Raw genomic sequence first — 13,517 nt, forward strand, 5'->3', positions numbered from 1 at the left:
TCCGGGTGAATCGTGTTGCAGCGGACCTTGTAGCCCTGCTGCTTGCAATGCGCGGCGATTGCGCGCGTCATGGCCGTCACCGCGCCTTTGCTGGCCGAGTATGCGCAGAATGCGCCGAGCCCGCCCAAGGCCGCCACCGAAGACATGTTGACGATCGAGCCGCCCTTCTCCTTCATCGCCTTGACCGCCGCGCGGCAGCCGAGAAAATAGCCTTCGGCATTGATGCGCAGCACACGTTGCCATTGTTCGAGCGTGGTGTCTTCAATGCTGCCGAGCAACAGCACCGCGGCGTTATTGACCAGCACGTCCGGCGTACCGAAGGCCGTTTGCGTCGCGCCGAATACATCGTTCCAGCCGGCTTCGGACGTGATGTCGTGACGCACGAACAGTGCGGCGTCGCCGATCTGCGCGACCACTTCGCGGCCGGCTTCTTCGTTGACGTCGGTGAGCACGACGCGCGCGCCTTCACGGGCGAACAGCAACGCGTCCTGTTTGCCGACGCCGCTCGCGGCGCCCGTCACGACGGCGATTTTGCCTTTGAGTCTGTCTCCCATCTTCGTTCTCTCTTTTCAGTGTCAGTCAGTTTCAGTCAGGGAATGAGCGGTGTTCGCGAGAACCACGCCCGCTGCGGCCCGGCCCGCCTGGCGGCCGGACCAGATACAGTCCGCAAGCGAGAGGCCGCTCACGTAGTGATTCGATGCGAGGCCGCACGCGGCGCGGCCGGCGGCGAACAGGCCTTCGATCGGCGTGCCATGCGCCGACAGCACCGCATTGGTCGTCTCGTCGACCTGCAAGCCGCCCAGCGTGATCGACGGGCAAGGGAAAATGCGGCTGTCCGATGAAATGTCGATCGCGTAATACGGTCCTTGCACGAGCGGTTGCAACATGGCGGCGGATTTGCCGAACGCGCGGTCGATGCCGTTAAGCGCGCCCAGGTTGTACGTATTGATAGTTCGCTCAAGCACCAGCGGATCGCTGCCGATACGTGCGGCCAGATCGGCCAGGGAGCGAGCGCGCTTGCGGCCTGCCAGCATCAACAGCATCGCGGGCACGCTTTGAAACGCCCACAGCTTGCCGCGCAAACACTCCCTCAGCGCGAGCTTCACGAGCTGCGCATCGAGAATCAGCCACGCGTGCCCTTCGCGCGTTTCGCACATCGCGTGGCCGAGCGCCGCGCCATAGACTTCCTCGTTGCAAAAGCGCTCGCCGTTGCGATCCACGACACAGCCTTGCGCCCACGCATAAGGCGGATTGATGAAGCGCCACGCGGACACACGTTCGAGCCGCTGCGCCACGCCTGCGGCCGACAAACCGAGCCGGATGCCGGAGCCGTCACAACCGGTGGTGCCAAGACGCCAGTTCGGCAGATAACGCGGCGCGTAGTGCGCCACCATCGAACGATTGAAGATGAAGCCGCCGGTGCTCAACACCACTGCGTCGGCCTTGATGGTGATGAGCCTGCCCTCGCGCTGCTCGAGGCGATGAAGCGCAACGCGTAACCGGTCAGCCCACGCCGGCATGCCGTTATGCAGACGCTCCGCCCAGCGCGCAAGCCTCCGGTGCGCGCGCTGGGCGCGGCCCGGCGCCACTTGCCAGACTTGAGCACCGATCACACGACCGCTGCGATCGGTGACCAACCGGCGCACGCTTGCGTGGCACATCGTGTCGACGAAGGGCTGCGCATCCACAGCGTGCCGCAAAGTGTCGTACAGCACGCGGCCCGACATGCCGTCGCCGACCACGCGATGTCCACGCGGCGCCGGCGCATGCTCACGCACGGCATCGCCCACCGCTTCGTTGCCCGAGTAATAGAGGTAATAGCGGTTCTGCGGATACGACGTCTTGCGTGGCGGCACCGACGCGGCAAAGCGTACGCCCAGACGTTCGAGCCAGCGCAGCATGTCGGCGCTACCTGCGCAAAAGCGTTTGAGCGTCGCCGCGGACACCGCGTCGCCGACTTCCTGCTGCAGGTAATCGAACATCGCCTCGGGCGTGTCGCTGTAGCCCGCTTCGGTTTGATAGCGCGTGCCACCGCCTGCGTAGACCACGCCGCCACTTTTCGCGCTCGCGCCGCCACCCTCGAAACGCTCCACGATCCGCACTTTCGCGCCTGCCGCCGCCGCTTCCAGCGCGGCACACGCGCCCGCCGCACCGAAGCCCGCTATCAGCACGTCGCACACGTCGTCCCAACGCACGCAGGCGGGATCGTCGACGACGAGCGGCGCTTCGACCGGCGTGGCCGATTCCTGCTGTGCGGACGAAGGGCTCTGCATCACGCGGCGCGCCCGCTCAGGCCGCTGCGCAGCGCACGGGCGCCGCGGCGGTGGTATAGACCCCGTCTACATACACCAGCGGATCGACCTCGCCGCTGATCAGCACCTGTTCGACGCGGCCAATGAAGATTGCATGCGTGCCGTAGTCGAAACGGCCGTCCTGCGTGCAGATGAGGCTCGCCTGCGCATCATGCAAATACGGCACGCCGAGATCCGAGCGCTGCCAGTTGCCGGTCGTGAAACGTTCTTCGCCTTTGAGGCGTCCGCTGCAGTCAATCGCAATGTGCTGATGCTGCGCCGAGAGCACGTTCACGCAAAACGCCGCGCCCTTATCCAGCGGCGGAAAAATCGACGACGTGCGGTTAATGCAGATCAGAAGCGACGGCGGCTCGGTCGAAAGCGAATCGACCGCAGTGGCCGACATCGAATAGCGCCGTTCGCCGTCGCTGCAACTGATAACCGCGACCGAGCGTGCAAGGCGGCGCATCGCCAGCAACATATCGGCGCGCAACGGATGTGAGGTGAGGTCGGTCATGACGTGACTCCGCGAAGTTCGCTGCTTGCAGCGCGTGCTGTTCCTGAAGTGCTGCCGTCGCCGTTGCGATCGTCGTCGCCGGCGGCGGCGGCGGCGGCGGCGGCGGCGGCGGCGGCGTCGGCGTCGGCGTCGGCGAGATGATTCGCGGCGATGTATCCGAAGGTCATGGCAGGGCCGAGCGTCGAACCCGCGCCGGGATAGCTCGCCCCCATCATCGACGCGCTAGTGTTGCCGATCGCATAGAGCCCGGCAATCGGCGTACCGTCGGTGTGCAAAACCCGCGCGTGGGCATCGGTGAGGAGACCGCCTTTGGTGCCGATGTCGCCCGCGTCGATACGCACGGCGTAAAACGGTCCGGTCCCGATGGGCGCGAGGCACGGATTCGGTTTGACGCTGGGGTCGCCGTAGTAGGTGTCGAAGGCGTTGCCGCCTTTGGCGAATTCTTCGTCGATGCCGGTCGCGGCGTAGCGATTCATCTTCACCACGGTGTCGCGCAACCCTTTTGCATCGATGCCGATTTGCGCGGCCAGCGCGTCGAGCGAATCGGCCTTGCAGAGCAGCGAACGAAACGCCGCGGGAATGCGGGTGTCCGACATCATCGCGCCGGGCATGATCGGCCCGCACGGATATTTGCGGCGGAATTGCGCGTCGAACACCATCCATGCCGGCACACATGCACCGGTTTGCGCATGATCGCGATACATCGCCGGCACGAACTCCGAATACGGCGCCGCCTCGTTGACGAAGCGCTTGCCCAGTCCGTTGACCACCACGCAACCCGGCAGGTTGCGTTCAACGAACAACGCGCGCTGCTTTTCCTCATGATCGACGTGCACGGTCGGCGCGCCCCACACGTGTTCCATCAGCGCGACCTGCGCGCCCAGTTTCAGGCCTACTGCGATTGCGTCACCCGTATTGTTCAGCGGGGTCGCGCTCCACTGCGCTTGCGTGGGACGTGGCAGATAGTGCTCGCGCATCGCCTGATTACGTTCGAAACCGCCGGCCGCGAGAATCACGCCACGTTTTGCGAGCACCCGCACGTTATCTCCACCGCGTTCCACCACGACGCCCGTTACGCGTCCGTCTGCTTCGAGCAACTCGCACATCGGCGCGTTGAGCCACAGCGGAATGTCGCGATCGAGCAATGCACGACGCAGGCCACCTGCCAACGCATTGCCGAGCGTCAAACGGCGATCGCGTCGCGAATGGCTGCGCGCGCGTACATCGAACCAGTAGCGACCGAATTGCTTGAGCGCGAGTCCGATATAACCCGGCGCTTTCGACAGCAACATGTGCGCCTCTTTCGACGTCACCGCCACTCGCCCACCGATCAGCGTACCGGGTGAAGGCAGGCGCAAGCGCGCGAATTCTCCGCCGAGCGACGCGCCATCCACCGGCAAGGGATCGAGCGCACGGTAACCGGGCATCGATCCCGGCAAGTCCTGAAAGTAGTCCGCGTACTTCGGCAACGCTTCATAACGCACCGGCGTATTCGCTTCGACATAGCGCAGCATCTCCGGCGCAATGTCGAGATAGGCGTCGATCCGCTCGGTCGCCGTCACGCCTTTTGTGCAGGCATCGAGGTAGGTTCGTGCGGCCTCGCGTGTATCCGTGGCGCCCAGCTCGGCGATATGGTGGTTACACGGAATCCAGATGCCGCCGCCCGATACCGCCGAGGTCCCACCGTACACGTCGCTCTTCTCGAGCACGACCACAGACAGGCCACGGTCGGCCGCGCGGCACGCGGCCAGCATGCCGCCCGCGCCGGAGCCGACCACCACGACGTCGAACACATGCGTCTGCGTTTTCTGTTCGCTCATGGCGGCATCCATCAAACGAAGAAGTCGGTATTCGGACGCCCGAGCATCACGGCGCCGAGATTCTGGCCGAAACGGTCGAGGTTGTTCGCGTAGTGCGCGCGCGCCGCATGCAGATCGAGAAAGCGCCGTACCAGCGGATTACGGTTGTAAATGCCGTTGCCGCCCGCGTAGCGCAGCAGCGCATTCGCGGCCTGTGCACAGCGTTCGGCCACTTGCGCAGATTGATAACGGAAATGCACGCGCCGCTCGATCGACACCGCCAGGCCGCCATTGGCCGCTGCGAGCAGTTCGGCAAAATTGCGCTTGAGCAGCAGCTTCATTTCATCGAGTGCGACTGCAGCGTTGGCGCAGGCGGTCTGCGCACCGGTGTCGTCGGTGGTTTTCGCGCCGCTGTTGGCGCTCACGCGTGTGGCGGCATACGACGTGAAGTCGTCCAGCGCGCCTTGCAATGCGCCGATGCACGCCGTACACACCGCGCGTACGAAGATCTGCGCAAACGGCAGATGGAACAGCGGCGCATCGTTGACGGCGAGACCAGGGCTCGTGCCCATCATGCCGTCGATAGCCTTGTGCGTGCGATAGTCCGGCACGAATGCATCGTTCACCACGATGTCGTGGCTGCCGGTCGCGCGCAAGCCCAGCACGTCCCAATCCTGTTCGATCGAGTAATCGCTTTTCGGCAGCAAAAAGGTGCGGTATTCCGGCGGTTCACCTTCTTTCGCCGGCGGCACCAGCGCCCCGAGAAAGACCCATTCGCACAGCTCGCTACCGCTGGAAAACTTCCAGTGTCCGGACAGCCGGAAGCCGCCTTCAATTGGCGTCACCCGGCCCACCGGCATATAGGTCGACGCAATCAGCGTGCTTTGATCCTTGCCCCACACGTCCTGCTGCGCGCGTTCGTCGAACAGCGCCAGTTGCCAGTTGTGCACGCCGACTACGCCGTACACCCATGCAGTCGACATGCAACCGCGCGCCACGGCCATCTGAATCTCGAAGAAGGTCTGCGGATCGAGTTCATAGCCGCCGTAGCGCTTCGGCTGAAGGACTTTGAAAAAACCCGCCGCCTGAAAATCGGCCAGCGTCTCAGCGGGAATCCGGCCATTCGCCTCGGCCTGAGCCGCGCGTCCGGCGAGTACCGGCGCGAGCGCTTCGGCGCGGGCGATCAGTTCAGTTGCAAGGGCGTTCGAATCGTTGTCGCGATGCACGGCTGTCTCCATGATGGCGCGCGAGATGGGTGTCGCGCTTATTCTGCTGGCTTCATCTTCGAGCTCCGGCTGCGGCGTCGCATCGTCTGAAGAGACTAGCGACGCCCGCCTCACCCGCTGTTACACCGCGACCTTATGCGGCAACCTGCGCCTTCAGCTTCTCGGCCTTCAGACGGTTGAAATACGGAATCACGTGCTCGCCGATGTTGCGGATCGTTTCGAGCTGCGCCTCCTGCGACACCGTGCCCATCTGGCAGAGAAACAGCACTTCATCCACACCCGCTTCCATCAGGCGGCCTACATAGCCGATGCAATCGTCGACGGTGCCGTAAGCGTGATTCGGGTTCATCATCGAAAGCGCCGGATCGCTGAAATCGACCACCACTTCTTCCGACGCGAAGCGCGAACGGATCACCATTTCGCCGGTATTGCCCTTCACGAGATCGTCGCCCCAGTTATCCGGGTTCGGACGCTCGCCGCCGGTGTACCAGTAAGCCAGCGACTCCATGAAATAGCGCTGACCGCGAATGCCGATCTTGCGAGCCTGCTGGCCGTCCTTCAGCACCACGGTCGGGCACAGGGCGGCCAGGTGCTCGGTCGGACGGAAGCCAACCTGGTCCTCGGCCTTGCGGGTCGCCCATGCTTCGCGATACAGCGCGTTTTTCTTCGCGACTTCGTCGGGACCGCCGAAACCGAGCACTAGTGCGCCCAGACCGCGTTGTCCTGCGCGCAGCAAGCCGTCGTTGTTGGTGCACGCCATGTACATCGGCGGATGCGGGTCCTGGAACGGTTTCGGGTGAATCGGCCGTTTAGGAATCTTGATGTATTTGCCGTCGTGCTCGATCTCGTCCTGAACGAACATCTTCGGCACGAGGTACATCGATTCATCGATCATCGGTTGCAGCTCGGCGAGGTCGTAGCCGAACGCGCCGGCTTCCTGCTGGCTGCCGCCTTTGCCGACGCCGAAATGCACACGGCCGCCGGACAGAATGTCGAGCATGGCTACACGTTCAGCCACCTTGATCGGGTGATTCATCGCGGGCGGCAGGCAGATCACGCCGTGGCCGAGGCCGATGCGGGTTGTGCGGCCGGCCAGATATGCGAGGAAGGTTTCCGGGGCGCTCATATGCGCGTAGTTCGTCAGCGACGTGTGTTCGACGCACCAGACGGTATCGAAACCCATCTGTTCGGCGAGCAACGCCTGCTCGACGGTCTCCTTGAATACCCGGTGATCGCCTTCCCGCGAAGCGTCCGTGGTCTGGGCTTCGTAAATCAGAGAAAACTTCATTGCGTGCGTCTCCATGAATTTTGGACTGTGCTGAAACGGGCGGTCCGCTCCCGACCCACCGATTCATACGATGATCGTGACGGTCCACGGAATGAAGTTTCAGTTCGCGCGTGCAGGCCGGCATCGTCTATTTGGATTAACGGTGTGCGATCTGGCGTAGAAGCTTTGATCGAAGGCGTTTTTCCCGTTTTCTTTCGCCCTCTGTTTCGCCGCGCTTTTCATGCTTCGGCTAGTCCGATTGGACCTCGTGCGGCGTTCACCCGCAGCGCTACGATCGAGCCGCTATATAACGCGGCTCAACTGATGGGAGTGCAATGCAATGAAAGCTTCGATGATGCTGTACCCGGTCGACACGATCGATGCGGCGCTGCCGCTCTTTGTCGACGGGCTCGGTTTGACGGTGAAATTCCGCGACGGCGAACGCTATTGCGCGCTCGACGGTGGCCCCTTGAGCATCGCGCTGGTGGCAGGTGAAGAACGGATCGTCGAGCGCGCGGCGCTGGTGTTTCGGGTGGACGAAAACGATGACCTGTACGCAGCAATGGCGCGTGTGGTCGCAGCGGGTGCGTCAGTGCGGGTACCGGTCCAGCAAGGACCGCACGAATTGCGCGCGGTGCTGGAGGACAAGAACGGCGCGTTGCTGGTGTTGTCGCAAAAGCGCGCGGTTTAAGGCGCTGGATGAAGTGTCGCGCTTGATACAAGCGCGACACGCGCCGTAGCTTCGTTCAAATCAGGCGAGTTCCGCCCCGGTTCAACCGAGCGGCACCACGCTACCCAGCAGAATGCGCACGAGCGTAGCCTGACGCGTTACGCCCGTCTTCGAGAAGATCGCCCGCAAATGGGCCCGCGCGGTGTTCTTGCTGATGCCCAATTCGTCAGCCGCTTCTTCCAATGTCAACCCATTGGTCAACAGCAAGGCGAGCGAGGTCTCCGCGGGCGTGAGATCGAACAGCTTGCGCACGATCTCCTGCGAGCCCTGCGATTTACGATCGGGATCGCGCAAGAACAGTACGGTTGCCGGGCGGCGCTTGTTATCCTCGGACCAGTCCGATAGCGGAATCGTGCGCACCAGCACACCCAGTTTCGCCTTGTCGCAACCGCGCGTGATCGGCATGGCTTCAACAATCGGCGCGGCGGTGCCGAAATGTCCCATCAGTGCATGACGCACCAGACGCTGCAGATTGCGGTTCTCCTGCGCGTCGGTGGCCTCCACGTTGCCGTGCACGATACGCAGGCCGTTGCCCTGCGCGAGAATCTCATCGGCCACGCTGTTGGTGCGCATGATCGCGCCACTCTCGTCGAGCGTCACCGTGCCCACCAGCATCCGGTCGATTGCGCTTGCATACAACGTGCGCTCCGACTCCACGATGTCGAGCCGTGAATGCAGTTCGACCGCGCGCCGCAAATGCGGCAGCAACAGCGCGCAGAACGCCTTGTCGCGTGCGGAAAAATGCTTCGAATCATGACTGCGGCACACGCGAAACCGGCATTCCACGCCCGACTCCGTGCGCAAATCGGCACCCATGATGTAGCGGATATCCGCGGGCTTCAGGAACTGCTTGTAAAGCTCGCTTGTGAGCCACCCCGTGTCGCCAAATACTTCGTCGACCGTGACCACGCGATCCGCCGGCAAACCGACGAACGGGTCGAGCGAATAGTAGTAGTTGTTGTACGACGCTTCGCCTGGCACGCCCGACCCCATTTCGGAAGCGTGCACCATCAGGCCGCGCCGGTCGCTCGAAGGCGAACGCAGAATCAGGGTGGCATAGCTCGCGCCGAGCGAGGTGCGGATCAGCTCGAGCGCGCTAGCCCACGGTGTGCTTTCCAGCGCCCCCTGATAGATACGCGCGGTCAGCTCGCTGAACTGCGCGACGCTCACTTCGGCCAGTTCACTCATGGCCTGGCCCTCTTCAGGGGCCCATTTTGTCTCCATCAACACTCCGTCCTCCGTGCGATTTTGCATCGCGTCGCCAAGCTTAAGGGCCGATCTGTTTGCTGGCATCGGGGGAAGTACTTAGCTGAGGGAAGTTTCGCTGAGCGTGCGAACGAACTCTCGTCCAATCGGACGATGTCCCCTTAAAGCCGCCGCGCTTCAATGCATTCAGTGTTGCGGCGTGCGCGCTGAATGGTCGGATTTACGGCTCGATTCGCGTCACGCACGGCCGCCTCGCTTATACCCGGTATAGCCGTTTTCATGACCGTTGTTTTCATGACCGTTGTTTTCGTAACCGCTTCTCAGGAGACCCGATGGCGCTCGATCCACAGGCGCAGACCGTACTCGCCGCTTTCGCCGGCATGCCTCCGCTCGACTTCGCGCAACTCACCGCGCCCGCTTATCGCGCGATGCTCGCTGCGGGCGGCGCTTTTGCGCCCGGCGACACCGTCGCGGCGGAAGAGGATCTGATGATTCCGACCGCCAGCGGCCCGATTGCTGCGCGCCTTTACCGGCCCGTGATTGAAGCCGGCGATGGCAACGGCCTGCTGCCTCTTACCGTCTTTTTTCACGGCGGTGGCTTCGTCTCCTGCGGGCTCGACACACACGCCAACCTGTGTCGTTGTCTGGCGCAACGCGCGCGAACGGTCGTGCTATCGGTCGATTACCGGCTCGCGCCGGAAGCGCGTTTCCCGGCCGCCGCGCTCGATGCGTGCGACGCCGTGCGCTGGGCCGCCGCCAACTCGAGCGATTTGCGCGTGCGGCCCGGTGCGCTTGCCGTCGCCGGCGACAGCGCAGGCGGCAATCTGGCCGCAGTCGCCGCGCAACAGTTGCGTCATAGCGACGTGAATATCGCGCATCAGTTGCTGTTCTATCCGGTGGTGGATTGCGCGACCGAGCATCCGTCCTACGAATCGATGAGCGACGGCTATTTGCTAACGGCAGGCATGATGCGCTGGTTCAAAAACCAGTATTTCGCGGAAGGCGCTGATCGCGCCGATCCGCTCGCCAGTCCGCTTGCCGCAACCGATCTCACCGGGGTGGCCAGCGCCACCATCATCAGCGCCGAATACGATCCGCTGTGCGACGAAGTCGAGCATTACGCGGCACGTCTCGCGCAAGCGGGCGTGCTCACGACCCATCTGCGCTGGCCCGGACAAATGCACGGCTTCGCCAGTTTGCTCGGCGCGCTCGATGCGGCCGACCACGCACTCACACTGGCAGCGCGAACCTTACGCCATGCGCTGCACGTCCAGCACACCTGACTCCGCTCACTAGAAAAGACATGACTGCATTGATCCGCCTCGCGGCCGAAGACGGCATCGCGACGCTCACGTTCGACCGCCCCGAAGCACTGAACGCTCTCAACGAAGCGATGGCAAACGAACTGAATGCCAAGCTCGCACGCCTCGCTAATCACGACGAGATCCGCGCGATCGTGCTGACCGGCGCCGGCAAAGCCTTCATGGCGGGCGGCGATTTGCAGACCATGCGCGCCGCACTCGACGCCAAACCGGTGGTACGGGATCGCGCGATCGGCAAGCTCGTGCGGCTTGCGCAAACCGTGGTTGAGACCATCACGGGTTCGCGCAAGCCAGTAATTGCCAGCGTCAACGGCGCGGTGGCGGGCTTCGGTTTGAGCCTCGTCGCGGCCTGCGATCTCGCTATCGCCGCAAAGAGCGCGACGTTCACGTCGGCGTATGGCCGAATCGGCACTTCGCCCGACGGCGGCGCGACCTACACGTTACCGCGCGCGCTCGGCACCAAGCAGGCCGCGCAATGGATGTATCTCGACGAGCGGCATACGGCCGACGAAGCGTTGCGAGCGGGTATCGTCAACTGGGTCGTACCGGACGATGAACTGGCCGCGCAAACACGCTCACTGTTAAAGCGGATGGGCGCCCTCTCGCCGGATGCGTTCGCGCAAACCAAGAACCTGATGCTGCACGCACCCGAACGCAGCTTCGCCGAGCATCTGTACGCGGAGCAACGCAGCTTTCTGCACTGCGCGGCAGGCGGCGATTTCCGCGAGGGCATCGACGCATTCTTCGACAAGCGCACGCCCGCATTTGGTTCTGGCGCACGTTGAGCATTCCTTTTTATACGCAGCAACAGCAGCAGTAGCACAGGGATAAACCCATGAAACTCGCCACTACCGACGAAATCGTCACCGAACTGAAAGCCGGCCGCATGATCATTCTGGTCGACGAGGAAGATCGTGAAAACGAAGGCGATCTGTTGATTGCCGCGGAGCACGTCACGCCCGAAGCGATCAACTTCATGGCGCGCTTTGGCCGTGGCCTCGTCTGCCTGACGTTGAGCGCCGAACACTGTGCGCACCTCAAGCTGCCGCCGATGGCCGAACAGAACGGCACGCAATACGGCACCGCGTTCACGGTCAGTATCGAAGCGGCGCAAGGCGTCACCACCGGCATCTCCGCTGCCGACCGGGCGCATACGATCCGCACCGCGATTCGCGCGGATGTGCGCGCCGAGCATCTGGTGCAACCGGGCCACGTGTTCCCTATCGCAGCGAGGAAAGGCGGCGTGCTGGTGCGTGCCGGACACACCGAAGCCGGCTGCGATCTCACCGCCCTCGCGGGGCTCACGCCCGCCGCGGTGATCTGCGAAATCATGAACGACGACGGCACCATGTCGCGTCTGCCGCAACTGATCGAATTCGCCGAGCATCATGGCTTGAAGATCGGCACGATTGCCGATCTGATCCACTATCGGAGCACTCACGAGTCGCTCGTCGAGCGTGTCGGCGAGCGACCGCTGCACACACCGTGGGGACCGTTTCGCGCGATTCAGTATCGCGACACCGTGCGCCAATCCACGCATCTGGCTCTCGTGCGCGGCAATCCAACGCGCGATGTGCCGGTGCTCACGCGCGTGCACGAATGCTTTTCGCTGCTCGATCTGCTCGATGCCGAACCATCCGCGCATTCGTGGCCGTTGCACGCAGCGCTGCAAAAAATCGATACGGCTGGATGCGGCGTGGCGGTCCTGCTCGATTGCGATATGCGGGCCGATGCGATGAACAGCAGTAACGGCATGCCGACACGCAAGGACGGAAGACTCTCCGGTATTGGTTCGCAAATTCTGCGTGAACTCGGCGTGCGTCGACTGAATGTGTTGTCGAGTCCCTTCAGGCTGCCGGCGCTATCCGGGCACGAACTGGAGATCATGGCGTTCATTCCGCTTGGCGAAGCGGATCTGGACAATCCGCATGCCTTCGAACGCGCGCCTGCCGCGCCGAGGGTTGGTGCACCACGAATGCCCACACCACTTCGGTCCACCGCAGCGCCACATGTCAACGCCCAGCCCGCGTCATACGAACTCGAAGCCTCCTCATGGTGAATCCTGGATGACCAAGCACAGCAAGCCCAATCAGCCTTACGTAGCCCTCGTCACTGGCGCCTCACGCGGCGCCGGCAAAGGTATCGCACTCGCGCTGGCAGCGACAGGCGCGACGGTCTACGTGACCGGACGCACACAGCGCGAAGGCGACGCGCCTTTGCCGGGCACCGTGCATGCGACGGCGGTCGAAATCGATAAGCTCGGCGGCAAGGGCATCGCCCTCACCTGCGATCATGCTAACGACCAGCAAGTAGCAGAAGTATTCGACACCATCCGGCGCAACAGCGGACGCCTCGACATTCTCGTCAATAACGCCACTGCGTTGCACGATGAACTGATTCGCCCGGCACCGTTCTGGGAAAAGCCGCTCGACCTCGTGGATATTCTCAATGTCGGCCTGCGCTCCGCGTATGTTGCGAGCTGGCATGCCGCGCCACTGATGGCCGCGCAAGGCGACGGGCTGATCGCGTTCACGTCCTCGTTCGGTGCGAGCTGCTATATGCACGGCGCGGCGTACGGCGCGCAGAAAGCGGGCGTCGACAAGTTCGCCAAGGACATGGCCGTCGATCTGAAACCGTACGGTGTCGCGACGGCCTCCATCTGGATGGGCATGCTGCAAACCGAGCGCACCGCGCGCGTGATCGCTGAGCATCCCGAACAGTATGCGGGCTTCAGCGAACTCGCCGAGACGCCGCAATTCACGGGACGCCTGATCGATGCGTTGTATCGCGACCCGCAACGTCAGCAGAAATCCGGTTTGGTGCTGGTCGGTGCGGAGCTTGCGCGCGAGTACGGTATCACCGAGCTCGACGGCCGCCAGCCGCCCTCGCATCGCGAGGCGTTGGGTGGGCCGGTGCAGGCGCATCCTGCAATCGTGGCCTGACTGAAACGAGGCACCGGCGGCTAGTCTTACTGTGTCATATATTTTTCAGGCTACTGCGTTAATGAATGGTACAAGTGTTGCGTGAGGCGCAGTCCGAGCAAGATACGCAAGGTAGTGATGGAATCAGGAACGTGGCGTTGTGCGCGCTGGACTGCCGCGTGCGATGTAATCCGCGGGAAGGGCAGGCAGCGCGCGTTCAACGAAGTTTTTTTTATCG

General features: G+C 63.2%; 12 protein-coding genes. 5 read left to right on the forward strand and 7 right to left on the reverse strand.

Going from position 1 to position 13,517, the window contains the following annotated elements:
- The 6 genes from VFE81_RS00360 to VFE81_RS00385 all read right to left on the reverse strand — a co-directional run.
- A partial coding sequence (locus tag VFE81_RS00360) for an SDR family NAD(P)-dependent oxidoreductase (protein WP_325042690.1) occupies positions 1 to 554 on the reverse strand: 554 nt, incomplete at its 3' end.
- A 21-nt stretch (positions 555 to 575) separates the two neighbouring features.
- Positions 576 to 2,273, reverse strand: coding sequence for an FAD-binding protein (locus tag VFE81_RS00365; protein ID WP_325042691.1), 1,698 nt, complete (start codon positions 2,271 to 2,273; stop codon positions 576 to 578).
- A 16-nt stretch (positions 2,274 to 2,289) separates the two neighbouring features.
- Positions 2,290 to 2,808 carry a flavin reductase family protein gene (locus VFE81_RS00370; protein ID WP_325042692.1) on the reverse strand — a complete coding sequence of 173 codons (519 nt, stop codon included), beginning with the start codon at positions 2,806 to 2,808 and terminating at the stop codon, positions 2,290 to 2,292.
- Positions 2,805 to 4,628 carry an FAD-dependent oxidoreductase gene (locus VFE81_RS00375; protein ID WP_325042693.1) on the reverse strand — a complete coding sequence of 608 codons (1,824 nt, stop codon included), beginning with the start codon at positions 4,626 to 4,628 and terminating at the stop codon, positions 2,805 to 2,807. Before VFE81_RS00375 ends, VFE81_RS00370 begins: the two co-directional genes overlap by 4 nt.
- A gap of 11 nt (positions 4,629 to 4,639) precedes the next feature.
- A complete protein-coding gene (locus VFE81_RS00380) occupies positions 4,640 to 5,833 on the reverse strand; it encodes an acyl-CoA dehydrogenase family protein (protein ID WP_325042694.1) in 1,194 nt (397 codons plus the stop codon).
- Positions 5,834 to 5,966: 133 nt separating this feature from the next.
- A complete protein-coding gene (locus VFE81_RS00385) occupies positions 5,967 to 7,121 on the reverse strand; it encodes an LLM class flavin-dependent oxidoreductase (RefSeq protein WP_325042695.1) in 1,155 nt (384 codons plus the stop codon).
- Positions 7,122 to 7,440: 319 nt separating this feature from the next.
- Here VFE81_RS00385 and VFE81_RS00390 point away from each other — a divergent pair, with 319 nt between their 5' ends.
- Positions 7,441 to 7,791 (forward strand): VOC family protein, encoded by a 351-nt coding sequence (locus tag VFE81_RS00390; RefSeq protein WP_325042696.1) that lies wholly within the window; start codon positions 7,441 to 7,443, stop codon positions 7,789 to 7,791.
- An 81-nt stretch (positions 7,792 to 7,872) separates the two neighbouring features.
- Here VFE81_RS00390 and VFE81_RS00395 read toward each other — a convergent pair whose 3' ends face one another.
- The gene (locus VFE81_RS00395) at positions 7,873 to 9,054 is read right to left on the reverse strand and encodes a helix-turn-helix transcriptional regulator (protein ID WP_325042697.1); all 1,182 of its coding nucleotides are present in this window, start codon (positions 9,052 to 9,054) and stop codon (positions 7,873 to 7,875) included.
- Between the two features lie 314 nt (positions 9,055 to 9,368).
- On the opposite strand from VFE81_RS00395, the gene VFE81_RS00400 reads away from it, so the two are divergent.
- From VFE81_RS00400 to VFE81_RS00415, 4 genes are read left to right on the forward strand one after another with little or no spacing between them, the layout of a single operon-like run.
- The gene (locus VFE81_RS00400; protein WP_325042698.1) at positions 9,369 to 10,319 is read left to right on the forward strand and encodes an alpha/beta hydrolase; all 951 of its coding nucleotides are present in this window, start codon (positions 9,369 to 9,371) and stop codon (positions 10,317 to 10,319) included.
- Between the two features lie 20 nt (positions 10,320 to 10,339).
- Entirely contained in the window at positions 10,340 to 11,143 is an 804-nt protein-coding gene (locus tag VFE81_RS00405) for an enoyl-CoA hydratase/isomerase family protein (protein WP_325042699.1), read from the forward strand.
- Between the two features lie 50 nt (positions 11,144 to 11,193).
- Entirely contained in the window at positions 11,194 to 12,417 is a 1,224-nt protein-coding gene (gene ribBA, locus VFE81_RS00410) for a bifunctional 3,4-dihydroxy-2-butanone-4-phosphate synthase/GTP cyclohydrolase II (protein WP_414695532.1), read from the forward strand.
- A 7-nt stretch (positions 12,418 to 12,424) separates the two neighbouring features.
- On the forward strand, positions 12,425 to 13,300 hold the full coding sequence (locus VFE81_RS00415; RefSeq protein ID WP_325042700.1) for an SDR family NAD(P)-dependent oxidoreductase: 876 nt from the start codon (positions 12,425 to 12,427) through the stop codon (positions 13,298 to 13,300).
- Positions 13,301 to 13,517: the final 217 nt, after the last annotated feature.

The organism is Paraburkholderia sp. (genome assembly GCF_035656215.1).
In the GTDB taxonomy this organism is placed as follows: Bacteria; Pseudomonadota; Gammaproteobacteria; order Burkholderiales; family Burkholderiaceae; genus Paraburkholderia.

What these genes read in the sequence shown, in the direction of transcription:
- VFE81_RS00365 (WP_325042691.1), bottom strand. Translation starts at nt 2,273, where the DNA reads ATGCAGAGCCCTTCGTCCGCACAGCAGGAATCGGCCACGCCGGTCGAA.
- VFE81_RS00370 (WP_325042692.1), bottom strand. Translation starts at nt 2,808, where the DNA reads ATGACCGACCTCACCTCACATCCGTTGCGCGCCGATATGTTGCTGGCG.
- VFE81_RS00375 (WP_325042693.1), bottom strand. Translation starts at nt 4,628, where the DNA reads ATGAGCGAACAGAAAACGCAGACGCATGTGTTCGACGTCGTGGTGGTC.
- VFE81_RS00385 (WP_325042695.1), bottom strand. Translation starts at nt 7,121, where the DNA reads ATGAAGTTTTCTCTGATTTACGAAGCCCAGACCACGGACGCTTCGCGG.
- VFE81_RS00390 (WP_325042696.1), top strand. Translation starts at nt 7,441, where the DNA reads ATGAAAGCTTCGATGATGCTGTACCCGGTCGACACGATCGATGCGGCG.
- VFE81_RS00395 (WP_325042697.1), bottom strand. Translation starts at nt 9,054, where the DNA reads ATGGAGACAAAATGGGCCCCTGAAGAGGGCCAGGCCATGAGTGAACTG.
- VFE81_RS00400 (WP_325042698.1), top strand. Translation starts at nt 9,369, where the DNA reads ATGGCGCTCGATCCACAGGCGCAGACCGTACTCGCCGCTTTCGCCGGC.
- VFE81_RS00405 (WP_325042699.1), top strand. Translation starts at nt 10,340, where the DNA reads ATGACTGCATTGATCCGCCTCGCGGCCGAAGACGGCATCGCGACGCTC.
- ribBA (WP_414695532.1), top strand. Translation starts at nt 11,194, where the DNA reads ATGAAACTCGCCACTACCGACGAAATCGTCACCGAACTGAAAGCCGGC.
- VFE81_RS00415 (WP_325042700.1), top strand. Translation starts at nt 12,425, where the DNA reads ATGACCAAGCACAGCAAGCCCAATCAGCCTTACGTAGCCCTCGTCACT.